Source organism: Enterobacter cloacae complex sp. HYC042_NIDB (assembly GCF_056673315.1).
The window spans coordinates 2069490-2092906 of sequence record NZ_CP109650.1 but is presented as its reverse complement, the minus strand read 5'-3'; the positions used below and the strand labels follow the sequence as shown (position 1 = coordinate 2092906).

Here is a 23417-nt window from a genome sequence, read left to right as displayed (position 1 = left end):
CAAAGCAAACGGGGCGCAAGCGCCCCGTTTTGATGCAATGATTGCACCACTATAATGCACAATCAGAACTTGTAGGTCACACCCACCGAGAAGATGCCAGCCCAGGACTTATCAACCATCGGGCTATCCTTCACTTCGTCGCTCAGACGCTCGTAACGGCCGGTACCGTAGACGTTCCAGTCGCCAAGGAAGTTATAGCTCGCGGTCAGCTCCAGGTAAGGATCCCAGCCATCATCGGCGCTGTAGCTTTTCAGCCCACTGCGGCGGGACTCGTTTTTAGAAACGCCGTAGTAATAGTCGTTGTAGTTTTCACTGTTGTACTGCACGCCGATACCCGGCGTCAGGGTGAGCCCACCGTTGGTATAGCGATACAACCACGCCAGATCCCAGATAAAGCCGTTGCTGTTATCCAGCGTATCACCCGCCAGGGCCGTACGGAGGAAGCCATACTGGGTGTTATGCACGTATGAAAGCCCGGCCATCATGGAGCTTTTGCGCTTGTCGAGCTGGCGAAGCGCGTGGCTGTCGCTGTCGCCTGGCTTGAAGTGCGTTGGATCGTAGTAGGCCATGATAGAAAGCTTATCGGCCGTATCGTTCCACAGATAGTAGCCGCCGCCGAGACCGCGGAACCAGAAGTTATCGCCTTCATAGGTGATAACGGGTACAGGATAAACATCGCGGTCATACTGTTTGTATGGGCTGTTAATGACGCCAACGCCCGCACCCACCGTCCACTGACTTTCCGCCTGAGCGGTACTAACTGCGGTCGCGGCAAGGATGCCCAATGCCAGAAGTTTGAGTTTGGTCACAATCCATTCTTTCCTGTAGTCAAATAATCAGCGGGTGAAGTGTAACCGCCATTCCCGTACATCCCAAAATTTTTTGCCTGCTAATCAGTCTGATTAACCCATTATTTTTAACTTTTCAGATGACAACCCGCTTTCATTTATATGACCGCTGAATGAAAAACGTGCTTAAGCCTTATAACCAGGGTGGAAATTTTTGGATGAGTTATTGATATGTCATTGAAATTAGTTTTTCTCAGCATGCAAGTTTGGCAAATGCCATCTACGCTTAAATTTAAGAAGAGTTTTCCTGAACACCTGCGGTTCTTAGCGTCTGACCTGGCACACAGGTTGCTGCTCTGGCAGTGGGGTGCGAGAGATTCTCTTCCGGGAGCCTCCACTACTCATACGAACGGCTCTTATCCTGTGCTAAAAAACGAAAGGACGGCATGCCATGAATATATTCGATCACTATCGCCAGCGCTACGAAGCTGCCAAGGACGAAGAGTTCACACTGCAGGAGTTTCTTACCATTTGTCGGCAAGATCGCAGTGCCTATGCCAATGCGGCAGAACGGCTATTGATGGCTATCGGTGAGCCAAACATGGTTGATACTGCCCTGGAGCCACGGCTTTCCCGTCTATTTTCGAATCGGGTGGTCGCCCGATATCCGGCGTTCGAAGAGTTCTATGGTATGGAAGATGCCATTGAACAGATTGTCTCCTATCTGAAGCATGCCGCCCAGGGTCTGGAAGAGAAGAAACAGATCCTCTATTTACTCGGCCCCGTCGGCGGCGGTAAATCCTCGCTGGCTGAACGCCTGAAGTCGCTGATGCAGCGCGTACCGATTTACGTGCTGAGCGCCAACGGCGAACGCAGCCCGGTGAACGACCATCCGCTGTGCCTGTTTAACCCGCAGGAAGATGCGCAAATTCTGGATAAAGAGTTTGGCATCCCGCGTCGCTACCTCGGCACCATTATGTCGCCGTGGGCGGCAAAACGCCTGCACGAATTTGGCGGTGATATCACCAAATTCCGCGTCGTGAAAGTGTGGCCATCCATACTGGAGCAGATCGCTATCGCCAAAACCGAACCGGGTGATGAGAACAACCAGGATATCTCGGCGCTGGTGGGTAAAGTCGATATCCGTAAGCTGGAAAACTTCGCACAAAACGACCCGGATGCCTATGGCTATTCCGGTGCGCTGTGCCGCGCCAACCAGGGGATTATGGAATTCGTCGAGATGTTTAAAGCACCGATCAAAGTGCTGCATCCTCTGCTGACGGCGACCCAGGAAGGTAACTACAACGGGACGGAAGGTATCTCCGCCCTGCCGTTTAACGGGATTATTCTCGCCCACTCGAACGAATCGGAATGGGTAACCTTCCGTAATAACAAAAACAATGAGGCCTTCCTTGACCGCGTGTACATCGTCAAGGTGCCTTATTGCCTGCGGATCTCCGAAGAGATCAAAATTTACGAAAAACTGCTTAACCACAGTGAGCTGGTGCATGCGCCATGCGCTCCGGGCACGCTGGAAACGCTCTCGCGCTTCTCCATCCTGTCGCGTCTGAAAGAGCCGGAAAACTCCAGCATCTATTCGAAAATGCGCGTCTACGACGGTGAAAGCCTGAAAGATACCGACCCGAAAGCGAAATCGTACCAGGAATACCGCGATTACGCCGGGGTTGATGAAGGGATGAACGGCCTCTCCACGCGTTTCGCGTTTAAGATCCTCTCCCGGGTCTTTAACTTCGACCACGCGGAAGTGGCGGCCAACCCGGTTCATCTGTTCTACGTCCTGGAGCAGCAAATCGAGCGCGAGCAGTTCCCGCAGGAGCAGGCTGAACGCTACCTTGAGTTCCTGAAAGGCTACCTGATCCCGAAATATGCCGAGTTCATTGGCAAAGAGATCCAGACGGCCTATCTGGAATCCTATTCAGAATACGGGCAGAACATTTTCGACCGCTATGTCACCTATGCTGACTTCTGGATACAGGATCAGGAGTACCGCGACCCGGATACCGGCCAGCTGTTTGATCGTGAATCCCTGAACGCGGAGCTGGAAAAAATCGAGAAGCCTGCCGGGATCAGCAACCCGAAAGACTTCCGTAATGAGATTGTGAACTTCGTCCTGCGCGCCAGAGCGCATAATAACGGGCGCAATCCGAACTGGACCAGCTACGAGAAGCTGCGCACGGTTATTGAGAAGAAAATGTTCTCCAATACCGAAGAGCTGCTGCCGGTGATCTCGTTCAACACCAAAACCTCAACCGACGAGCAGAAGAAACACGACGATTTTGTCGACCGTATGATGGAAAAAGGCTACACCCGCAAACAGGTTCGCCTGCTCTGCGAATGGTATCTGCGCGTGCGTAAATCGTCCTAAAACAAGTGCCCGGTAGCGCCTGCGCCTGCCGGGCCAACAAAAACGCAAGTTGGCAAATGCAGTACGGGGGGTATATGACCTGGTTTATTGACCGGCGTCTTAACGGCAAAAACAAGAGCACGGTGAACCGCCAGCGCTTCTTGCGCCGTTATAAAGCGCAAATTAAACAGTCGATCTCCGAGGCCATCAACAAACGCTCGGTGACCGACGTCGACAGCGGCGAGTCTGTCTCCATCCCTACTGATGACATCAGCGAACCGATGTTTCATCAGGGGCGCGGCGGCCTGCGCCATCGCGTTCATCCAGGTAACGACCACTTCGTTCAGAACGACAGAATTGAGCGCCCTCAGGGCGGCGGCGGTGGTTCAGGAAGCGGTCAGGGGCAGGCCAGCCAGGACGGTGAAGGCCAGGATGAGTTCGTTTTCCAGATTTCGAAAGATGAATATCTCGACCTGCTGTTTGAGGACCTTGCGCTGCCGAACCTGAAAAAGAATCAGCATCGTCAGCTTAACGAGTATAAAACCCATCGCGCGGGCTATACCGCTAACGGCGTGCCCGCCAATATCAGCGTTGTGCGTTCGTTGCAGAATTCTCTGGCGCGCCGCACGGCCATGACGGCAGGCAAACGTCGCGAACTGCGCGAGCTGGAGAGCAGCCTGAAGGTCGTGGAAAACACGGAGCCGGCGCAGCTGCTGGAAGAGGAGCGCCTGCGTAAAGAGATTGCCGAGCTAAGAGCGAAGATCGACCGCGTGCCGTTTATCGATACCTTCGACCTGCGCTACAAGAACTACGAAAAACGTCCTGAACCCTCCAGCCAGGCGGTGATGTTCTGTCTGATGGACGTCTCCGGCTCGATGGACCAGGCCACCAAGGATATGGCGAAGCGTTTCTATATCCTGCTCTACCTGTTCCTGAGCAGAACCTATAAGAACGTGGAAGTGGTTTATATCCGCCATCACACCCAGGCCAAAGAGGTGGATGAACATGAGTTCTTCTACTCCCAGGAGACCGGGGGGACCATCGTATCAAGCGCCCTGAAGCTGATGGATGAAGTAGTGAAAGAGCGTTACGACCCGGCGCAGTGGAACATTTATGCCGCCCAGGCGTCGGATGGCGACAACTGGGCCGACGACTCACCGCTGTGTCACGAGATCCTGGCGAAGAAAATTCTGCCGGTGGTGCGTTACTATAGCTATATCGAAATCACCCGTCGCGCCCACCAGACCCTGTGGCGGGAATATGAACATCTGCAGTCCATGTTCGATAACTTTGCCATGCAGCATATCCGCGATCAGGATGATATTTATCCTGTGTTCAGGGAGCTATTCCACAAGCAATCTGCTACCAGCAACGCATAACCCAACAGCCAGCGAATCCGCTGGCTGTTTTCTTTCGACCCCGTTTATCCCGTGCTAATGTAGCAAGCTGCATACTGGATTATCACCGGGAAAATTGTGATGACTGACGACGTTATGGGGACAAGTACCCACCATCAGCTGATTACCTTACTCACCGAGCAGGGCGCGCGTTTTCGCGTCATGGAGCACGAGGCGGTGGGGAAATGCGAAGCGGTGAGTGAAATTCGCGGGACCGATCTGCGCCAGGGGGCAAAAGCCCTGGTCTGCAAGGTGAAGGGCAACGGCGTTAAAAAACACGTACTGGCGATTCTGGCCGCCGACCTGCAGGCCGATCTGAGCCAGCTTGCCAGCCATTTTGGCGGGCTTAAAGCCTCCCTCGCCAGCCCGGCCGAGGTCGATACCCTTACCGCCTGCGTTTTTGGCGCGATCCCGCCCTTTAGCTTCCATCCTGATTTGGCGCTGGTGGCCGACCCGCTGCTGTTCGAGCGTTTCGACGAAATTGCCTTTAACGCCGGTTTACTGGAGAAATCCGTGATCATGGACACCCAGGATTACCTGCGCATCGCCCGTCCTGAGCTTGTAAACTTCCATAAAGCGTCGTCGTGACGGCGCTAGCCTCTTCTTTCCAGAAACAGCACGGAGGCGACGAGAATCACGGCAATAGCGAAAAATGATGAGGAGATAATGAGCGTTTCAACAAACATGTGATCGTTCATGATGGCGATCCCTTTGCGATACCTGCCTTCGTTTTAATCCGCGTAAATGACAGGGTAATGACAGCGATAAAATCTTTTAAACGCTGTCCTCCGCCGCGTTTGCGCGTAAAGTAAGCAGGATAATTATTCTGGCAAGGATCCTCCATGTTTGACCCTACTCTGCTCATTCTTCTGGCGCTCGCCGCGCTCGGCTTTATCAGCCATAACACCACCGTCGCCATCTCGATTCTGGTGCTGATTATTGTGCGCGTGACTCCGTTAAATACCTTTTTCCCGTGGATAGAAAAACAAGGCCTCACCATCGGGATCATCATTTTAACCATCGGGGTGATGGCTCCCATCGCCAGCGGCACCCTTCCCGCCTCAACGCTGCTGCACTCGTTTGTGAACTGGAAATCGCTGGTGGCGATCGCGGTAGGGATTTTTGTGTCGTGGCTGGGCGGACGCGGCGTGACGCTGATGAGCAGCCAGCCCTCGCTGGTGGCGGGCCTGCTGGTGGGCACGGTACTCGGCGTGGCGCTCTTCCGCGGCGTACCGGTAGGCCCGCTGATTGCGGCAGGGCTGGTGTCCCTGTTTATCGGGAAGTCATAGTCAGGCTGGCCATGTAACGCGCCGGCGTCTGGCCCAGCCCCTTTTTGAACATGGTGATAAACGCGGTGGTTGAGTCATAGCCCAGAGACTGTGCCACCTGCTGCACCGATTTCCCGCTAATCAAATGCTGTAACGCCACGATCAGCTGAAGCTGGTGACGCCAGCGGCGAAAGCTTAAACCGGTCTCTTTGACCACCAGCCGCGCCAGGTTGCGTTCACTCATCGCGAAATGGCTCGCCCACTGCGCCAGCGTCTGCCAGGCGGCGGGCTCTTCCGCCATCTTCTCGCTCATCAGCCGGATTTTAGGATGGGGAGAGACGGGCAGCTGCAGATGCTCCTGACGCTGGAGCGGCAGCTCGTCAAACAGGACGTCCACCAGACGCGATGTGGCCGCAAGATGCAACTGTTCTCGCGGTTTTTCCGCCAGGGATAAAATCAGCTCCCGCACCAGGGGAGAGATTTTCAGGGTGCAGCAGCGGTCGGGCAGGCTGGCGGCACCAGGCTCAATAAACAAAAAGCAGAGCTGCGCCCCCGGCGTGGCCCTGTTGCTGTGCGGCATTTGGCCTGGGATCCAGACGGCATACTGGGGCGGTACCATCAGCATCGCATTTTCCACTTCGCAGGTGATCGCGCCGCCAAGGGCCAGAATCAACTGCCCCTTACGGTGTTGATGCTGCGGAATATATTGTTCTTCCGTCACCACGCGGATACGAAACGCGACGGCCGCATCGTGCTGGCTATCAGGATCGTAGCCGTCCAGTCCCAGACCAATCATCAGGTTGTCCGATATTAGCGATAAACTGTCATTTTAGCCTGATTTCAACCGCAGAGAAAATCGGTATTGTGTGCGCTCGCTTGAACGTATGAGAACACAATGACTACTGCTCTTCGCACCTCAGGAAAACAGGGCGCGCTGTTAATTGCAGGCATCCTGATGATTGCCACCACGCTTCGCGTCACCTTTACCGGCGCAGCGCCGCTGCTCGATACCATTCGCCTTGATTATGGCTTAAGCACGGCGCAAACCGGTCTGCTGACCACCCTGCCCCTTCTGGCGTTCGCCCTCGTCTCGCCGCTCGCCGCAGGCGTGGCCCGGCGTATCGGCATGGAACGCAGCCTGTTTATCGCCCTGATGCTGATTTGCATCGGGATTGCGGTTCGCTCCCTGCCTTACGCTACCCTGCTTTTCATCGGAACGGCGGTGATTGGTTGCGGGATCGCGCTGGGGAATGTGCTGCTACCCGGCTTAATTAAGCGTGACTTTCCGGGTCAGGTGGCAAAACTCACCGGCGCCTATTCCCTGACGATGGGTGTCTCTGCCGCGTTAGGCTCGGCGCTGATTGTTCCCCTGGCGCAGGGTGATGCGGGCTGGCATGGCGCGCTGCTGATGCTGATGGCGTTTCCGCTGATCGCGCTGTTGCTCTGGCTGCCGCAGTGGCGTCAAAAACACGTCGCAACGGTAACGGGCGCAGGCGCGCTGCATAACCGAGCGATCTGGCGCTCGGCACTCGCCTGGCAGGTGACGCTCTTTCTGGGGATTAACTCACTGATTTATTACGTCATCATCGGCTGGCTGCCGGCCATATTACTCAGCCATGGCTTTAGCGAAGCGCAGGCCGGCTCGGTGCACGGTCTTTTACAGCTTGCCACGGCCGTGCCGGGGCTTGCCGTTCCGCTCGTCCTCCAGCGCCTGAAGGATCAGCGAACCATCGCCGGAGCGGTTGGGCTGATGTGCGCGGTTAGCGCGGCGGGTTTGTGGTTTATGCCTGAGATGGCGGTGATGTGGACGCTGGTGTTTGGCTTTGGTACCGGGGCAACGATGATCCTCGGCCTGACGTTCATCGGCCTGCGCGCCAGCTCCGCACACCAGGCGGCAGCGTTGTCCGGTATGGCACAGTCTATTGGTTATCTGCTCGCCGCCTGCGGTCCGCCGCTGATGGGTAAAATTCACGATTCGGCTGGAGACTGGCGGATCCCGCTTCTCGCCTGCGCGCTGGCCGCTGTCGTCATGGCCATCTGCGGCGTACTTGCCGGGCGCGACCGGGAAATCGCGCCCCGATAAACACGGTGGCAGACCATCGGGTCTGCCTTTTTTACCCGCGCGCGGCGCGCAGCATTGCCTGCACCAGCACCACCGGACGCCCTTCCAGCGCAGCACGCTCGTGCTGGAATAAGGTGATCACAAAGAACGGATGGGTCACCAGCTCCGCAGCGCGGATTTCCCCCTGCTCGTCCCAGCCTGTCACGCGCATATCACCGCTCTCCAGTTCCTGAGCAAACGCCGCCGATACGCCATAGTTACAGTGATAACCCTCTACGATTTCCGGCTTTCCGTAGGCCTTCGCGATCAGCGTATTATTGCGCAGCTCAATGGCATCGGTTTTCTCCACCAGCGAGCAGGTCAGCGGCGCAATCACCATCATGCCTTCGGTATCCGTCTCAGCATGTGCCGCGTCGCTCCAGCCCAGCACGTTACGGGCATACTCAATTAACGCATGCTGGAACCCACCGCAGGTGCCCAGGAACGGAATGCTGTTTTCACGCGCGTAGCGTGCGGCAATAAAGGCCGCCTCGGTATTTTTATAGGGGCTTGCGGGAACCAGCCAGATGGCATCGTAGCCCACCAGATCCTCAGAACTGGTTAATTCCGTGGTGGCAAGCCAGTCGTAATCGGCGGTGAGGTCAAGGACCGCGGCGGCGTCGTCAATGGCCAGCGGGATCGCCTTGTGTGCAATAACATCAGGATTGTAATCGCCAACCAGCGCAATGCGCAGCGTCGTTTTAACCGGGAGGTGTTCCATGAAAGGTTCCTTATGCCAGAGTATTATCAGATAACATAAGGAACCTCAGACTACCGATCTTCTGCAATTATCACAATACCTTAAATTGGGAGGGTGAAATTATGATTCAGTGCAAACGCGTCTATGAACAGGCGAGCCCGGGCGATGGCTATCGGGTTCTGGTGGACAGGCTCTGGCCCCGCGGGGTGAAAAAAACGGACCTCGCGTATGACGAATGGTGTAAAACGCTCACACCATCCAGCGCGTTACGCAAGGACTTTCATAGCGAAGCGATTGATTTCGCGGCCTTCACTAAAGCCTACAAGGAAGAGCTGGCGCAGCATAAGGACGAAGGAGAGCGTCTGGCGGCGCTGGCGAAAAAGCAGACCGTAACCCTGCTCTACGGCGCGAAGGACACGAAGCAGAATCACGCTCTGGTCTTAGCCGACTGGCTGCGCCATCTGTGATCAGCTGACCGTCAGCTCATCCTGAATTTGCGGAGCTTCGTCCGGGGTGAGCGGCATCAGGTGTTCGGCGCGAACAAACGCAAAGCCGTGCTGATTGTCAAAGGCGTAGACGTCTCCCGTCACCAGCCAGAGCGCGCGGTCCGCGCTTGCGGGTAACTGCGTCATCACGCCGTTGACCGGGTTAACGAAACGCTGGCCGGGTTGGCAAAGACCAAATAGCTCCACAGATTTACCAATATTGCGACGGCCTGACGCCGTGCGGGCACCGACGATCATCGCCACGCTGCCCGGTTTAAGCTGAAACATACTTCTCTCGCGGTAACGGTAGCCAGAAATTGGCTAAGAATAATCCTAAAGAGAAGTGTATCGCAGCTACTGTCCCTCTGTCACCTGGCAGGTTGCGGATGATCGCGACGATAGAGCGTCCATTCGTCGATCACTTCGCCACCGGGCAGCTTGCACTCGGTGCGGACTCCCTGCGGGCTTTGAATTGGGACCTGTTCCCCGCCCTTTTCCAGGCAGTAAACGGAAGCCGGGTTCGCCATGCCCACGGCGTGCGGCGGTTTCGGGGCGTCGGGTGGGGTTGTTTTTGCGGTGCAGGCAACCAGGGGAAGCGCCAGCGCCAGTAGCAGAAATCTCATCTTGTTGATCCTTTTGACATCATCATTGGCTAAGGGTAACGGCTTGTCGCCGCTTTCTCCATGATTTCTCCATTCTAACTGCACTTTTCAACGCTACAGTCTGGCATGTTCTCACTTTGACCAGAGAACATCATTCCGTAATCAAGATGTCTTTGCCCCGTTCTCAACAACGGGGCTTTTTTTCCCGCCTGCTGCCTACCTCTGCATATATTAAATTTTCTATATTCATGTTTTACTATGCCGGAAGCCTAAAAATTCAGCATAACATGCAGATGCAGACGTCTTCTGCCTGGGAGTCATTCTACGTCATGTCGGATCTTATCCTCGCTCGCGTTTCAGAAACCCTTGCCACCGAGCAATCCCTTGAAAGCCTCGTTCGTCAGCTGCTGGAGATGCTGGAAATCGTCACCGACATGGAGTCGACGTATCTGACGAAGGTGGATATAACAGCCCGGCTGCAGCATATCCTCTATGCCCGAAACAGCAAGCAGATGACTATCCCGGAAGGGTTAAGCGTGCCATGGGATGAAACGCTGTGTAAGCGCGCGCTGGATAGCGACACATTATTCAGTAACGATGTCCCCGAACGTTGGCCGAAGTGTGAAGCGGCGAAAGCTCTCGGCATCACCACATATATGAGCATCCCCGTTCATCTTGCCGATGGCTCACTTTACGGTACGCTCTGCGCCACCAGCACGGCAAAAAAACCGCTCAGCGCGCGCGGCGAGCAGATGCTAAAACTATTCGCCGGGTTGATTAGTCAGTACATTCAGAAAGAGTCTCTGGTGACCCAACTCCGTGAAGCCAACGCGGCACTTATCGCCCACTCCTACACAGATGCCCTTACAGGGTTACCCAACCGTCGCGCCATTTTTGAGGATCTGACCACCCTGTTTTCGCTGGCGCGGCATCTGAAACGTAACGCCATCATTGCCTTTATCGATCTGGATGATTTTAAACTGATTAACGATCGATACGGGCATGAAGCAGGCGACCAGTTCCTGATTGAAGTGGGCAAGCGTTTGACCGCAGAAAAACAGCAGGACGATATCATCGGCCGGCTGGGCGGCGATGAGTTTCTGGTGGCCACTCTGAGCAACGTCGAGAATGAGGAGCAAATCCACCTTCTCAGAACGCGCCTCAGCGCCCGAATTGCGGGGGAATACTGGCTGGGTAGCATCAGCATCATTTATCCTGGCGCCAGCCTCGGCGTTATCGAAGTGGATCCCGGCGTAACCGATCCGGACAGTGCGTTACGAGCCGCGGATATCGCGATGTATCAGGATAAGAAAGGAAAAAGCAAAACAGGCTTTCTCGCGATGGATTAACCCCGTACACTCTACGGCGTTATAAAAACCGAAACAGGTGATGATATGAGAATAGGGATCCTCTTCCCGGTCGTTATTTTTATAACGGCGGTGGTATTTCTGGCGTGGTTTTTTGTCGGTGGTTACGCTGCTCCGGGGGCATAAATGAGAAAAACCACCCTTATAATGTTGATCGTTGCCGTCGTGGCGTTTGCCGGCACGCAGTTTGGCTGGTGGTAAGCCCGTTACGTAAAAAGGCCGCCATATGGCAGCCTTTTTAACGCTTCAGTATTAGCTTTTGATCTTTCTGTAGATAAACAGCACAACCAGCGCGCCGATCACCGCGACCGCGAAACTGCCGAAGTTAAAGCCATCGACTTTACCAAAACCGAACAGCGTACTGATCCAACCGCCGACTACCGCGCCGACAATACCCAGTATTATGGTGACGATAAACCCACCGCCATCTTTGCCCGGCATGATCCACTTCGCCAGAATACCCGCAATAAGCCCAAAGATAATCCAGGATAAAATTCCCATAACTTTCCTCTCTGTATGGTTTTTGTCATTAAATCAACGACACAAAAAGGATAGCACAGGATCTGAGAAAGGAAATTTGTGATAAGCCTCACAGAGAGAGTCTGCGCATTTCTTCATCAACATGCCCTTCCACAAGAACTGTGGGGTTGCATCTTTTGTTGAGAAAGATTATCTTTCTCAACACTGAATAGTTGAGATAAACACTCAGGTATTCAGTACGACATTGCTCACATTGCTTCCAGTATTTCTTGCCCACTCATGAGTGGGCTTTTTTTTGATCAAGCCCCAACGAAAGCGTGCCGGTTGCGCCCGCCGCGTTTTGCCTGATAGAGCGCCTGGTCGGCAGCATTAATAATATTCTGCTGGCTACCCGCGATGTTGACAGCACGCGCACTGGAGACCCCTACGCTTACCGTGACCCGCCCGAAGGGGCTAAACGCGTGTTCAATTTGCTGAGAGAAAACATAGCGAATAATCGTCTGCGCAAGGCAGAGCGCCTCCTGGATATCCGTTTCAGGCAAAATCAGCGCAAACTCCTCCCCGCCATACCGCGCCACAATCTGGTTGTCGCGGGTGAGACTTTCCCTGAGGCAGTTTCCCAGCAACGCCAGGCATCTGTCTCCTTCCGGATGACCGTAGTTATCGTTGTACTTTTTGAAGTAGTCCACATCCACAAGGAGCAGCGAAACCGGCGCGTCCTTTGCCGCACACGCCGCAATTTCCGAGAGGATTTTTTCATCAAAGATGCGCCTGTTATAAAGCCCTGTCAGCGCATCCTCTGAGGCAATAATCTTTAGCGCTTTGTTATCCCGTGCTTTTCTGGATAAGTCGGAATAGAGGAAACAGGACGCCACGATGAGCGTCGCGGTAAACACCAAAATAAGTGCGGCAAGCTGAATCGCCTGCTTGCGCCACGGTGAAAGGGCTTCATCAATGCTTACCGCTACCGTCGTAACCAGTCCGTAGCGCCTGTTTTTCTCATAGGCATAAATGCGTTCGATTTTATCAAACCTGGAGACAGAGCTGGCTATCCCTGTATTTTGTACCTTGAGGTATTTTCTGAAGAGAGGTGAGTCAGAAAAAATCGTACCGATATAGTTATTTTTAAAGGGATAACGAATCAGTAAAACGCCTGCTTGCGTCGTTAAACCAATAACGCCCGCGTGACCAATATTAATCTGTCCATAAAGTGCCAGAAAATTTTCGATACCCAGCGTCACCACCACAACACCGTTAAATGCACCGGTGTGGGTTTCAAGGCGTCGGCTAAGAGTAATAACCCATTTACCATTGGTTCTGCTTATCACCGGCTCACCAATATAAATCTGCTGACTTTTATTTTCCTTGTGATAGACAAAAAATGCCCTGTCCGTGCCATTATGGGGACCCGCAAAATTTTTGTGCAATGCAGTGAAGATATCCCCATGCGCATCATAGACAACCACATTATTAATCTGAGTAAGAAGATTATCCTGATTGCTTATCATTCGCTGAATATTGATCGCCTGTTGCGGGGTCATACCATAAATTTCGATTGTGTCGGAAACGGTGGTAATCAACATTTCACTTTGGCGAATGATCCCTTCCGTGTAGACGTTAAGGGTATGGCTCAGGTTGGCAACGCTGGTATTGATTTGCTGGATTGACTGCTGTCGGGACGTGGCAATCTGGACGGCAAGCGACAATGAAACAATCAATGAGACAATGATGACGGTAATGGTTGTTGTGTAAAAAGTATTTTTCACATGCACGAGCTTTTCCACCTTATCACGCCTGGCCCCTGGCTGACAACTCTTGTCACTGTAACAAAGCTCAGGTTAAGAGGAAAACAAATTGCACTTAAGCATAACGGCTGCCGTTATTATCAGGCTTGTAGCTTGCACTGCCTGTGATAAGATTTGAGAGATGAGGGAGCGGACAGGGTATCTGGAAAATGAAAAAGATCATTGCCGTTACTATCGTTTCAGCGTTTCTGGTCTTCCTGTCTCTTTTTGCGGTTAATGCAGTTATCGGGAGCCAGCAGAAAAGCAAACAGCTTGAGATTTCCCGAACCCTTTTACAGCATTCAGAAAGTCTGACCCAGAGCATAGCGCAGACGCTCAAAAACCTGACCACACAGGGATGCGACAGAGACAGCCTCGATCGCTACCGGCAGGTCAAGCTCGAAAGCCGCTATGTCGCTGACGTCGGTTTTATTGAAAAGGGAAAAATAGTCTGTACCGCTTTTTGGGGTAAACTCGTGAATCCTGTCTCGCTTCCTGAAGAGCTCCATGAAACGCCCAGAGGATTTATCCTCGCGCAATTTTCGAGAAAAGATTTTTTTACCGGCAATGCGGCCATCTATAATAATCACATTATCTTCACCTCCCGCTATGCTTACGATAAATTCACCCCGGTTACGGAGAGCTATTCTCTGAGCACCACCACCAGGGACTTAAGTAGAACGTTTTTTTCGGCTACGCCTGAATTAAACCAACAGAGCGAACTGAATTCCTCCTTGTTTACCCTGACCCTCACCCGGTGCAGCACCACATGGGATTTGTGCGTCATTGTGAAGCATCACAACGCGGGACTGGCCTCGTTATCTCCCGTTCTATTTATCGTTCTCGCGGTCATTTTATGTTTTATCTGGATTGCGATAACGCTCTTTTTCTTTCGACTCAACGAGGACCGGTTCTCCCTGGAGCGGACGTTGGTCAAAGCTGTTATCACTAATACCATCGGCGTTCATTACCAGCCCATTGTTCGGATTGAGGATAAAAAAATTGTAGGCGTGGAGGTCTTGTCGAGATGGCGTGACGCAAGATACGGTGACGTCTCCCCGGAACTGTTTATTCCATTAATCAAAAAAATTGGCCTGTATAAAAATTACTATATAAATATTCTCCAAAAATCCCTTTCGGATATCGCGCCACTTATTATTAAATATCATCTGGTTGTTTCGCTCAATGTTGGCCGAACGGAAATTGAAGACGGACAGTTTATCAGCATTTTGCGCCGTAGCTGTTTAGCTAATAATATTCCGCTCTCTCTGATCAAAATCGAGCTTTCTGAAAAAGCCATTTCAACGGGGAATATTCTGGAAGATTTCTGCAAGGATTTAAAAAACCTTGGCGTGAGAATATCCATTGATGACTTCGGGGTGCAAAACTCAAACCTGGCAAGGCTTTCGCTGCTTGAATATGATGAGATCAAAATCGACAAGTCGCTGGTCGATGGCATCAGTGAACATTACAAGCAGAACATTTTTGTCATCTTTAGCGACGCCCTCGCAAAACTGAATAAAACGCTTGTTTTCGAAGGCGTAGAGAGCGAAATACAGTATCGCTTTATTGCTGAAAGATACCCCGAGGCGCTGATTCAGGGATGGTATTTCTCAAAATCCGTCACCCGAAGCGAGCTTGCGAAGCGACTCGCTGGGATCGCGCGGTAGGTTACTCGTTTCCCCACTGATTGAGAAAGTTCGCAATATCATCAATACGTTCGGCACGAACCCCGGCTTCACGCGCCATCTCCTGCTGAGCTTCCTCATCGATCTCCTCATTATTCGACAAACGCGTGAGAAGCAGCTGGAAATAATGCGCCAGCGAGTCCTGCTCTGACTCACTCACGGGCTTTGTGGCTTCCGTCGCGTACTCTTCGACGATGTCATAATACTTCAGTGGGATTTCGTTATTCATAACAGCGTTAATCTCTGAGGGTGAAGCCACAAGTATATCCGACGACGTACGGTTAACCAACGCGTTGCGTCAGATAAGCAGGGCAAGCAGGGCTGCAAGAGCAGGTATGGCCTGAACGTACAGTATCTTTCGGCTGGCGGTCGCTGCGCCAAAGAGTCCGGCAATCAACACGCAGGTCAGGAAGAAGATGGCCACAGATATACCCTTTTCACCAAGCCAGAGGCTCCAGAGCAGACCCGCAGCCAGAAAACCATTATACAGCCCCTGATTCGCGGCCAGCACGCGGGTGTCGCGCGCAAAATCGGGACGCAGATTAAAGGCCTTGTGCCCCGTTCTGGTGTTCCACAGGAACATTTCCAGCACAAGAATGTAGATATGGATGAATGCAACGACAGCGATAAGAACAGTAGCGAGCATCGTGTTATTTCCTGCAGGCAGAAGCAAAAAAAACGGGAACCCTCAGGCCCCCGCTCTTGTTTAACCCAGAATCTGGATTACATGTTCGCGATAATCGCGTCGCCAAACTCTGAGCATTTCAGCAGCTTAGCGCCTTCCATCAGACGTTCGAAATCGTAAGTTACGGTTTTCGCGTTGATCGCGCCTTCCATACCCTTCACGATCAGGTCTGCGGCTTCGAACAATTCCATATAACACAGTAGTATTTCATTAAATCAATCATGATGCATTTATTTTTCAGTTAAAAATTCATATTTGTCGCGTTCATCACACTTTATTGACTAGAAGCTAACCTATTGATTAGTTATAATGATTTTTGGGTTTTGATAACTACTTTTGGCTTTATTAATTAATTTCTTAATGGGTTCGCTGCGATCCTCCTTCTCTCCCTCCCCTATACTTTGAGTTTGACACTTGGCTGGAGGTTTCTATGTGCGGACGTTTTGCACAAGCCCAAACTCGTGAAGAATACTTGGCTTATCTAGCCAATGAAGCTGACCGCGACATTGCATTTGACCCGGAACCAATTGGACGCTACAACGTCGCTCCCGGTACAAAAGTCCTACTGCTTAGTGAACGTGATGATCAACTGCATCTCGATCCATTGTTCTGGGGTTACGCGCCAGAGTGGTGGAATAAGCCGCCACTGATTAACGCGCACGTCGAAAATGGGGCCGCCAGCAGAATGTTTAAACCTTTGTGGCAGCATGGCCGGGCTATCTGTTTTGCTGATGGCTGGTTCGAATGGAAGAAGGAAGGCAACAACAAACAGCCCTACTTCATTCACCGTGCTGACGGCCAACCCATATTTATGGCGGCGATCGGCAGCACGCCTTTCGAACGCGGCGATGAAGCAGAAGGTTTTCTGATAGTGACGTCTGAAGCTGATAAAGGCCTAGTCGATATCCACGACCGCCGTCCACTTGTTCTTTCACCGGAAGCTGCCCGGGAGTGGATGCGCCAGGATATAGGCGGAAAAGAAGCTGAGGATATAGCGGTCGATGGGGCTGTACCCGCTAACAAGTTGATCTGGCACGCAGTTACGCGCGCTGTGAGTAACGTGAAGAATCAGGGACCGGAGCTAATCGAGGCAGCACAATAAAAGGTAAAAGAAACCAAGCACGTCCGAAATGAGCGAGGAGCGGAAGTACAAAACTGTTTGTACAATTAATGCGCGTTACTAACACGCTAATCCTAATCCACTTCTTCCGAGCGACCTCAATGGCAGAAAGAGGTGCACAAGTAAAGTCGAACACAATAACAATGAATGTCAGCAAAGCTCGTGATAAAGCAGAAATTGATTGGGGTGATGGCACACCAGCTACTTTCGATGAACAACGCTCTTTATCAGAACGTCTTTATAAAGCTCAAGGTATCGATACTCAAAAATTGCTGGGACATAAATCGCCTAATCAGACAGCCCGGTATCACGATGATCGTGGAAAAGGTTGGGTTAAGGTTTTTCTATAAAGGAGCAAATGCTCCTTTATATTTTTTTAATAAAAATCCCCTTTAACTAAAAAAGATTATGCCATTTTATTACTTTTAAAGTTCACCTTCATTTATCCATGAACATAATAAAAGCTTCCCTACTTAATTCCACTCAATGATTTTAGGCTGTGGTCAATCAGCTTTTATCTAATTTGAGGACACAAAAAAAAGTCCGCATTCTTACGTAAATAATTTTTAACATCTCTAAATGCACTAACAATATAAAACCTTGCATAAACATATAATTAATGACAGTTAGAGAAAAAACTTCTGTGATGATCACCGCTGAGGCAGCGCCAATCAACCCGAACTTGAGAGAAAGAAAATAAGAAAGAACTATACTCAAAACCAATATGAATATAGTTTTATATAGTAAGAATTTATATCCAGAATACTTAATAATGATTTTTGACGAAGCCATACCAAGTGTCGACAGCAATGTAGCAAAGCATAATAAAATGCAGGGTGTTATTGATCCTTTATACGCTACTCCGTATATCCAAAGAATCACATAGTTTATCACGAATGTCATTGCCAATATTACTGGGATTGACAATAAAATTATATTTAAGTGAATCCTTGCCCCTAAGTTAATTATTTTTGAATTATTTTTTTCTCTAAATATTGATGGTAGGCAAGAAGTTAATAACGATAACAAAATGAAACTCCAACTAGTAGCAAGAGTTTGAGAAACCGAATATATACCTACATCATGATTACCATACAAACACGAGATTACAATTACATTCAATCTCGGATAAATTGATGCAATGATCGAAGGAATAACGAGAATGCTACCAGCATAACTCAGATAAAAAAAACGTCTCCTTAAAATTTTATATTTCATTGCTCCTGTAATTTTATATTCTCGATGGAATAAGTATAACTTAATAAAATAAGGAACGGCACTTATTATTACAAGCGGCAATCCAAAATAGATAGCCTGTACTTTATATTCAACCATTAATGACCTAATTACTAAACCTGAAATAAGGCCTGTTACGTTTGCAAGGGCATTTACTCTAGAGTTCAGTAATGACTCATTAAAACTTGTATAAGTGTCAATGGTGTAAAAATAATAAGCTAAACATATTGACAGCACTAGTATCATACCTGTTAAATCCAGGCTCGCATTTAAAAGCATAATACAAGCACTTGCAAAAAACATATAAATTATACTTCTCAATATAAATATAGGCATCATTAATTGAATGCCGCCCATCAAGTTAGTGTTTATTCTTTTGTAAAAAATACTATCGCTACCAAAAACTCCGCCAACTTGAATAATTTGGAAAATAGCAGTAGCTATTGCTATTTGCCCAATTATAATAGGCCCCAAATATTTAGCGACTAAAGCATTTATGAAGAAAAGACCAACTACGCCAATTGATTTTTCTGTTACCATCCAAAAGAAATTTTTTTGAGTTTTAGTCAACACTTACTCAACCTCATTTAAAGTTTAATTCTCTTCATCATCTTTATAAAGTAAATCGATGAATTTATTTACATCCATACTATCTTTATATAATCGGATATAATACCAAACAGCACCCAACAACAGTAATACAATACATATAAATATAATCAACATATTCAACCCTCGTTTTAAGACTAAATAAAAAACCAACCTAAAAACATAATCATTGTATGGCATTAAATAATTAAATATAGAGAATTTGAGGTTTCATTATTAAAAATGCTTATTTAACACAAGTACGGATATATGATTGTTATATCAAAGTTCCTTGCCATATACTTTATTAACAATATATACGAAGCTCAGTTAACACAAAACCACCATCGTGGTCGACTATGAAGTATGATAGGTTGATAAATTTTAATGTTCACAGCACTAACTCATGATGATTTGATACATAAAAAAACTAAATAAATTATGTAGAATTACACAAAAACATGCTTAAATTTAAACTTGCCATCTTCCAGAAAGATTATATGATTACCTAACATCAAACTTTAAGAATGAAATTAGTAGCAGAGGCATCAAATCATGTTCAACCATATCTTAGAGATTGTTGAAGGATCTAACAAATTCATGCGCATTTATGCGTCAAATGGACAACGAATAAACTTCACGCTTAATAATAAACCACATGTATACTTTCTCACTGAAGGCAGAGTAGACATTTATAGAAAAGCAGACGACATTGTAATATTCACTGTATATGCACCTTATATTTTAGATATAATCTTCATGTTCGAAAAGGATGATTATCATTATTTTCGAGCTTCAACGGATGCAACTTTCACAGCAATTCCAGCTAAAGAATTAGATAGTTTGGCTGATAGTAATAATTTGTGGAAACATTTTTTTTAATGACTTGTGAAATTACTTTAAACTTTTTCAAAAGAGATCAGAGATTTTCATCAAAAAATGCCTACGACATTATAAAAAATAACTTAGAATCTATATGGGAGCTACCAGAGAATGAAAGAACTCAAATTTCTGTATTTAAGTTCATTTTGTCTAGAAGCACAATTTCTCGTAGCTCATTAAATAAAGTATTAAAAGACCTCCATGATGGGGGTTATATTAATATTCACAGAGGAAAACTTTTAAACATTAAAAACCTACCACTAAAATATTAATCATTTAGGGGGCAGGAAAATTTTTCGCCATAATGGTGTTGTCTCTGATGCAATTCTCTTCTTTTCATTGATGCGATAATTAGCATAAAAACAATAGATTGCAATTGGAATCAATACCATTATAGCTAATATAGAGACCACATTAAACATGTTCATATAGACCTTCTTTTGTTGCCAAAGCATACATATACAGTTCATGTCTATTCTTTAAATTTAACTTTTGCAAAATATTTCGCCGATGTGAACTTATTGTCTTTTTGGTTATGTTAAGCATAATTGCAATTTTATCATCCGTTGTTCCTTCAGAAAACAAAGTAAAAAGAAGAGTCTCTTTTTCTGAAAGTTTTTTAAAACAAATTTCATCGAAGAAGTAACTTTGGTTTGTTAAGTCATTAAAACATTCAATATATTTATCTAGGTCATAATTACATGGCAAAATCAAAGTTTTTTCTGGTCTATATTTTGACACTGCATAGCAATGTAAATAGTTATCTGTGATAATAATGTCTTGCGTATGGTACTTGTGATAAGAGATTAGGGTCGGAAGTTTCGATGTTTGTTCAATGCAGTATGTATAAGATTTAAAAACCTTCGAATCTTCAATAAGTTCCCTGATGCCATGATATAAAAAATAGTTATCAGTAATAACGTATATTCTTATTATTTTTTTTGAAAACATTTTATTCACCATGAAAGTCAGAACAAATAGCCTATACCAATGATGAAAGTATTCACTTCTTTTTTATCAACAATGCCAAGTTCATATCCTGAATTTAATTGAATGTGGTCTGTTAGGTCGTAAAACAAACCAGCACCAAAAGCACCTCCATAAATCTCATGGCTTTGATTGGGTTTCATTTTTGAACCACAAGAAAGACCAGCAAGCCCATATAAACTTATGTCTTGTGTGATGTTAAAGGCTATCCCGGGCATAATAGATGCATATTTGTTTTTTAAATATGCTTCCCCAGCTCCAGTTGTGTTCTGTATATAAGTACCTGATGCGACCAGAGCGAAATTATTCATATCGTGTTTAAACATTACATTTACGCCATGCATCATTTCCGCCCCATTTTCTTTGCCTAGCGCATAATTCATAGATACTGAATTACTAGCAAATACAGGCGTTGCAATAGTGCTAAATAAAACACAAACAGCTGCAAGATTAAATTTATTCATATTTCCTCCATATATTCACTTTAAATATACAGAGATAAAATAGTGTTACCAGCATATAAATACACATGCAAAAGTTTTAATAGCATAATAGAATGTTTATTTTTGTATATTAGGTAAGGTTGTGAGCACTAAACCGTCATCCCAGATGAAGGAATTTAAGGTCAGGGTAACCAGATTTTTCATTCCTAATACTTAGGGCAGTAAAACGATCAATCACTTAAAGTGAATAATATGCCATGCGTGAAATTGTTATGGCTGATGAGGGAGGAGCAGGGAATTACATCAGCTAAAGAGAGGGTTTTGTTAACCTTTTTTGATAAATTTTTGATAACCGTTCGAAAACAAATAATAAAAACGGGAACCTATCGGCTCCCGTTCGTGCTTAACCCAGCGAGTGGATTACATGTTCGCGATAATCGCGTCGCCAAACTCTGAACATTTCAGCAGCTTAGCGCCTTCCATCAGACGTTCGAAATCGTACGTTACGGTTTTCGCGTTGATCGCGCCTTCCATACCTTTGACGATCAGGTCTGCGGCTTCGAACCATTCCATATGGCGCAGCATCATCTCTGCGGAGAGGATGATAGAGCCTGGGTTCACTTTGTCCTGGCCTGCGTATTTTGGTGCAGTACCGTGGGTTGCTTCGAACAGGGCGCACTCGTCGCCGATGTTCGCGCCAGGGGCGATACCGATACCGCCAACCTGTGCCGCCAGGGCGTCAGAAATGTAGTCACCGTTCAGGTTCATACAGGCAATGACGTCGTATTCAGCAGGACGCAGCAGGATCTGCTGCAGGAACGCATCGGCGATCACATCTTTAATGATGATCTCTTTGCCGGTGTTCGGGTTCTTGATCTTCTGCCACGGGCCGCCGTCGATCAGCTCACCGCCGAACTCTTCGGTCGCCAGCTGATAGCCCCAGTCTTTGAACGCGCCTTCGGTGAACTTCATGATGTTGCCCTTGTGAACCAGGGTCACAGAATCACGGTCGTTGGTGATCGCGTATTCAATGGCCGCACGCACCAGGCGCTTGGTCCCTTCTTCAGAGCACGGCTTAATGCCGATACCGCAGTGTTCAGGGAAGCGAATTTTCTTCACGCCCATCTCTTCGCGCAGGAATTTAATCACTTTTTCTGCATCAGCAGAGTCCGCTTTCCACTCGATGCCCGCGTAGATGTCTTCAGAGTTTTCGCGGAAGATAACCATGTCGGTCAGTTCAGGGTGCTTAACCGGGCTTGGGGTGCCCTGATAGTAACGAACCGGACGCAGACACACGTACAGGTCCAGCTCCTGACGCAGCGCCACGTTCAGAGAACGGATGCCGCCGCCGACCGGAGTGGTCAGTGGGCCTTTAATAGCAACGCGGTAGTCGCGGATCAGGTCCAGCGTTTCTGCTGGCAGCCAGACGTCCTGGCCATAAACTTGCGTCGATTTCTCACCGGTGTAAATTTCCATCCAGGAAATTTTACGCTCGCCTTTGTAGGCTTTCTCAACAGCGGCATCAACCACTTTCAGCATTGCCGGGGTAACGTCTACACCGATACCGTCGCCTTCGATGAACGGAATAATCGGATTGTGAGGAACGTTAATCTTGCCGTTTTGCAGGGTGATCTTTTTACCTTCCGCCGGAACAACTACTTTGCTTTCCATTAACCTCTCCTTCGAGCGCTTCTGGTTGTTACTGATCTTATGTTAATAAATTGTAATGAGCCCTTCGATAGTACCTGATTGTCCTGCGCCATGAAAGGTCTTCGTTATTAGGCTATAATGCGGCAATTGATAACGCCTGAAAATACCATGAAGAAAACTTCTTTTACAAAACACCGGGTTGAGCGATTCAGCTCACGACAAGCCGCCAGACGACCGCAAGAAACCCAGCCAAAGCGGGTTATTCTGTTCAATAAACCCTACGATGTTTTGCCGCAGTTTACCGATGAGGCCGGACGCAGCACGCTCAAGGATTACATCCCTGTTCAGGGCGTCTACGCCGCCGGTCGCCTGGACCGGGACAGCGAAGGACTTTTGGTCCTAACCAACGACGGCGTCCTACAGGCAAAGCTTACACAACCGGGCAAACGCACCGGCAAAATTTACTTTGTGCAGGTTGAAGGCGAGCCGGACGAAGAGACGCTGGCGAAACTGCGCAGCGGGGTGACGCTGAACGACGGTCCCACCCTGCCCGCCGGTATTGAACGCGTGAATGAGCCGGAGTGGCTGTGGCCGCGTAACCCGCCCATTCGCGAGCGCAAATCCATCCCGACAAGCTGGCTCAAAATCACCCTGTATGAAGGCCGCAACCGCCAGGTGAGACGAATGACCGCGCACGTCGGCTTCCCTACCCTACGTCTGATTCGCTACGCCATGGGCAGCTACACGCTGGATACGCTGGCAAACGGCGAATGGCGCGATGCTGCCCCTTAAGGAGAAACG

Annotated in this window: 27 protein-coding genes and 2 pseudogenes; 14 read left to right on the top strand and 15 right to left on the bottom strand. The window is 48.8% G+C overall.

Annotated features, from left to right (window positions below):
• Positions 1–62: 62 nt before the first annotated feature.
• On the bottom strand, positions 63–809 hold the full coding sequence (locus OKF39_RS10005) for a MipA/OmpV family protein (protein ID WP_041910477.1): 747 nt from the start codon (positions 807–809) through the stop codon (positions 63–65).
• A gap of 430 nt (positions 810–1239) precedes the next feature.
• Between OKF39_RS10005 and yeaG the strand changes: the two genes are divergently transcribed.
• From yeaG to OKF39_RS09990, 3 genes are all read left to right on the top strand, one after another.
• Positions 1240–3174, top strand: a complete 1935-nt coding sequence (gene yeaG / locus OKF39_RS10000) for a protein kinase YeaG (protein WP_014883443.1) — start codon at positions 1240–1242, stop codon at positions 3172–3174.
• Between the two features lie 74 nt (positions 3175–3248).
• Positions 3249–4532, top strand: coding sequence for a YeaH/YhbH family protein (locus OKF39_RS09995; protein ID WP_028012767.1), 1284 nt, complete (start codon positions 3249–3251; stop codon positions 4530–4532).
• Between the two features lie 99 nt (positions 4533–4631).
• Positions 4632–5138: a YbaK/prolyl-tRNA synthetase associated domain-containing protein gene (locus OKF39_RS09990; protein ID WP_028012766.1), complete on the top strand. Its 507-nt coding sequence runs from the start codon at positions 4632–4634 to the stop codon at positions 5136–5138.
• Positions 5139–5143: 5 nt separating this feature from the next.
• On the opposite strand, the gene yoaI is transcribed toward OKF39_RS09990, so the two are convergent.
• Positions 5144–5248, bottom strand: a complete 105-nt coding sequence (gene yoaI / locus OKF39_RS09985) for a small membrane protein YoaI (RefSeq protein WP_088205013.1) — start codon at positions 5246–5248, stop codon at positions 5144–5146.
• A gap of 144 nt (positions 5249–5392) precedes the next feature.
• Here yoaI and OKF39_RS09980 point away from each other — a divergent pair, with 144 nt between their 5' ends.
• The gene (locus tag OKF39_RS09980) at positions 5393–5839 is read left to right on the top strand and encodes a DUF441 domain-containing protein (RefSeq protein WP_008500737.1); all 447 of its coding nucleotides are present in this window, start codon (positions 5393–5395) and stop codon (positions 5837–5839) included.
• Here the strand turns inward: OKF39_RS09980 and OKF39_RS09975 are convergent.
• Positions 5823–6614, bottom strand: a complete 792-nt coding sequence (locus OKF39_RS09975) for an AraC family transcriptional regulator (RefSeq protein WP_045261611.1) — start codon at positions 6612–6614, stop codon at positions 5823–5825. The two genes, OKF39_RS09980 and OKF39_RS09975, sit on opposite strands and share 17 nt — an antisense overlap.
• A gap of 99 nt (positions 6615–6713) precedes the next feature.
• Between OKF39_RS09975 and OKF39_RS09970 the strand changes: the two genes are divergently transcribed.
• Positions 6714–7901 carry a CynX/NimT family MFS transporter gene (locus tag OKF39_RS09970; protein ID WP_048959709.1) on the top strand — a complete coding sequence of 396 codons (1188 nt, stop codon included), beginning with the start codon at positions 6714–6716 and terminating at the stop codon, positions 7899–7901.
• Between the two features lie 31 nt (positions 7902–7932).
• On the opposite strand, the gene OKF39_RS09965 is transcribed toward OKF39_RS09970, so the two are convergent.
• Complete coding sequence (locus OKF39_RS09965; RefSeq protein ID WP_479983733.1) at positions 7933–8640, bottom strand: CTP synthase C-terminal region-related (seleno)protein; 708 nt, start codon at positions 8638–8640, stop codon at positions 7933–7935.
• 101 nt (positions 8641–8741) lie between these two features.
• On the opposite strand from OKF39_RS09965, the gene OKF39_RS09960 reads away from it, so the two are divergent.
• A complete protein-coding gene (locus tag OKF39_RS09960) occupies positions 8742–9086 on the top strand; it encodes a DUF488 domain-containing protein (protein WP_041910484.1) in 345 nt (114 codons plus the stop codon).
• Here the strand turns inward: OKF39_RS09960 and OKF39_RS09955 are convergent, their stop codons facing one another.
• Both OKF39_RS09955 and OKF39_RS09950 read right to left on the bottom strand, forming a co-directional pair.
• Positions 9087–9392, bottom strand: coding sequence for a nuclear transport factor 2 family protein (locus OKF39_RS09955; RefSeq protein WP_045630116.1), 306 nt, complete (start codon positions 9390–9392; stop codon positions 9087–9089).
• 80 nt (positions 9393–9472) lie between these two features.
• Positions 9473–9727, bottom strand: a complete 255-nt coding sequence (locus OKF39_RS09950) for a putative hemolysin (RefSeq protein WP_045261615.1) — start codon at positions 9725–9727, stop codon at positions 9473–9475.
• Between the two features lie 308 nt (positions 9728–10035).
• Between OKF39_RS09950 and OKF39_RS09945 the strand changes: the two genes are divergently transcribed.
• Together OKF39_RS09945 and OKF39_RS09940 are read left to right on the top strand one after the other, a co-directional pair.
• A complete protein-coding gene (locus tag OKF39_RS09945) occupies positions 10036–11055 on the top strand; it encodes a sensor domain-containing diguanylate cyclase (protein ID WP_479983803.1) in 1020 nt (339 codons plus the stop codon).
• A 45-nt stretch (positions 11056–11100) separates the two neighbouring features.
• On the top strand, positions 11101–11199 hold the full coding sequence (locus OKF39_RS09940; RefSeq protein WP_014883431.1) for a YoaK family small membrane protein: 99 nt from the start codon (positions 11101–11103) through the stop codon (positions 11197–11199).
• Positions 11200–11325: 126 nt separating this feature from the next.
• Here OKF39_RS09940 and OKF39_RS09935 read toward each other — a convergent pair whose 3' ends face one another.
• Positions 11326–11574, bottom strand: coding sequence for a GlsB/YeaQ/YmgE family stress response membrane protein (locus OKF39_RS09935; RefSeq protein WP_028012758.1), 249 nt, complete (start codon positions 11572–11574; stop codon positions 11326–11328).
• A gap of 278 nt (positions 11575–11852) precedes the next feature.
• Positions 11853–13337, bottom strand: coding sequence for a sensor domain-containing diguanylate cyclase (locus OKF39_RS09930; RefSeq protein WP_479983732.1), 1485 nt, complete (start codon positions 13335–13337; stop codon positions 11853–11855).
• A gap of 170 nt (positions 13338–13507) precedes the next feature.
• Between OKF39_RS09930 and OKF39_RS09925 the strand changes: the two genes are divergently transcribed.
• Positions 13508–15007 carry an EAL domain-containing protein gene (locus tag OKF39_RS09925; RefSeq protein WP_479983731.1) on the top strand — a complete coding sequence of 500 codons (1500 nt, stop codon included), beginning with the start codon at positions 13508–13510 and terminating at the stop codon, positions 15005–15007.
• A 1-nt stretch (position 15008) separates the two neighbouring features.
• On the opposite strand, the gene OKF39_RS09920 is transcribed toward OKF39_RS09925, so the two are convergent.
• The 3 genes and pseudogenes from OKF39_RS09920 to OKF39_RS09910 form a co-directional block, all read right to left on the bottom strand.
• Positions 15009–15254 (bottom strand): DUF2543 family protein, encoded by a 246-nt coding sequence (locus tag OKF39_RS09920; RefSeq protein ID WP_028012755.1) that lies wholly within the window; start codon positions 15252–15254, stop codon positions 15009–15011.
• 69 nt (positions 15255–15323) lie between these two features.
• On the bottom strand, positions 15324–15671 hold the full coding sequence (locus OKF39_RS09915; RefSeq protein ID WP_028012754.1) for a DUF1304 domain-containing protein: 348 nt from the start codon (positions 15669–15671) through the stop codon (positions 15324–15326).
• 77 nt (positions 15672–15748) lie between these two features.
• A pseudogene (locus tag OKF39_RS09910) lies at positions 15749–15901 on the bottom strand (isocitrate/isopropylmalate family dehydrogenase); the annotation flags it as partial.
• A gap of 239 nt (positions 15902–16140) precedes the next feature.
• Between OKF39_RS09910 and OKF39_RS09905 the strand changes: the two are divergent.
• Positions 16141–16812, top strand: coding sequence for an SOS response-associated peptidase (locus OKF39_RS09905; RefSeq protein WP_479425341.1), 672 nt, complete (start codon positions 16141–16143; stop codon positions 16810–16812).
• Positions 16813–16904: 92 nt separating this feature from the next.
• Positions 16905–17180, top strand: a pseudogene (locus tag OKF39_RS09900) (site-specific integrase); the annotation flags it as partial.
• Between the two features lie 157 nt (positions 17181–17337).
• On the opposite strand, the gene OKF39_RS09895 reads toward OKF39_RS09900, so the two are convergent.
• Positions 17338–18639, bottom strand: a complete 1302-nt coding sequence (locus OKF39_RS09895; protein ID WP_479983730.1) for an MATE family efflux transporter — start codon at positions 18637–18639, stop codon at positions 17338–17340.
• A gap of 570 nt (positions 18640–19209) precedes the next feature.
• On the opposite strand from OKF39_RS09895, the gene OKF39_RS09890 reads away from it, so the two are divergent.
• Both OKF39_RS09890 and OKF39_RS09885 read left to right on the top strand, forming a co-directional pair.
• Entirely contained in the window at positions 19210–19536 is a 327-nt protein-coding gene (locus OKF39_RS09890) for a cyclic nucleotide-binding domain-containing protein (RefSeq protein WP_479983826.1), read from the top strand.
• Complete coding sequence (locus tag OKF39_RS09885; protein WP_395302685.1) at positions 19536–19808, top strand: helix-turn-helix domain-containing protein; 273 nt, start codon at positions 19536–19538, stop codon at positions 19806–19808. Before OKF39_RS09890 ends, OKF39_RS09885 begins: the two co-directional genes overlap by 1 nt.
• A 142-nt stretch (positions 19809–19950) precedes the next feature.
• On the opposite strand, the gene OKF39_RS09880 is transcribed toward OKF39_RS09885, so the two are convergent.
• The 3 genes from OKF39_RS09880 to icd form a co-directional block, all read right to left on the bottom strand.
• Positions 19951–20487 carry a response regulator transcription factor gene (locus OKF39_RS09880; RefSeq protein WP_479983729.1) on the bottom strand — a complete coding sequence of 179 codons (537 nt, stop codon included), beginning with the start codon at positions 20485–20487 and terminating at the stop codon, positions 19951–19953.
• Between the two features lie 17 nt (positions 20488–20504).
• Positions 20505–20987 (bottom strand): outer membrane beta-barrel protein, encoded by a 483-nt coding sequence (locus OKF39_RS09875; RefSeq protein ID WP_069732433.1) that lies wholly within the window; start codon positions 20985–20987, stop codon positions 20505–20507.
• Between the two features lie 399 nt (positions 20988–21386).
• Positions 21387–22637 (bottom strand): NADP-dependent isocitrate dehydrogenase, encoded by a 1251-nt coding sequence (gene icd, locus OKF39_RS09870; protein ID WP_003857898.1) that lies wholly within the window; start codon positions 22635–22637, stop codon positions 21387–21389.
• Positions 22638–22754: 117 nt separating this feature from the next.
• On the opposite strand from icd, the gene rluE reads away from it, so the two are divergent.
• Positions 22755–23408, top strand: a complete 654-nt coding sequence (rluE, locus tag OKF39_RS09865; protein ID WP_153656052.1) for a 23S rRNA pseudouridine(2457) synthase RluE — start codon at positions 22755–22757, stop codon at positions 23406–23408.
• Positions 23409–23417: the final 9 nt, after the last annotated feature.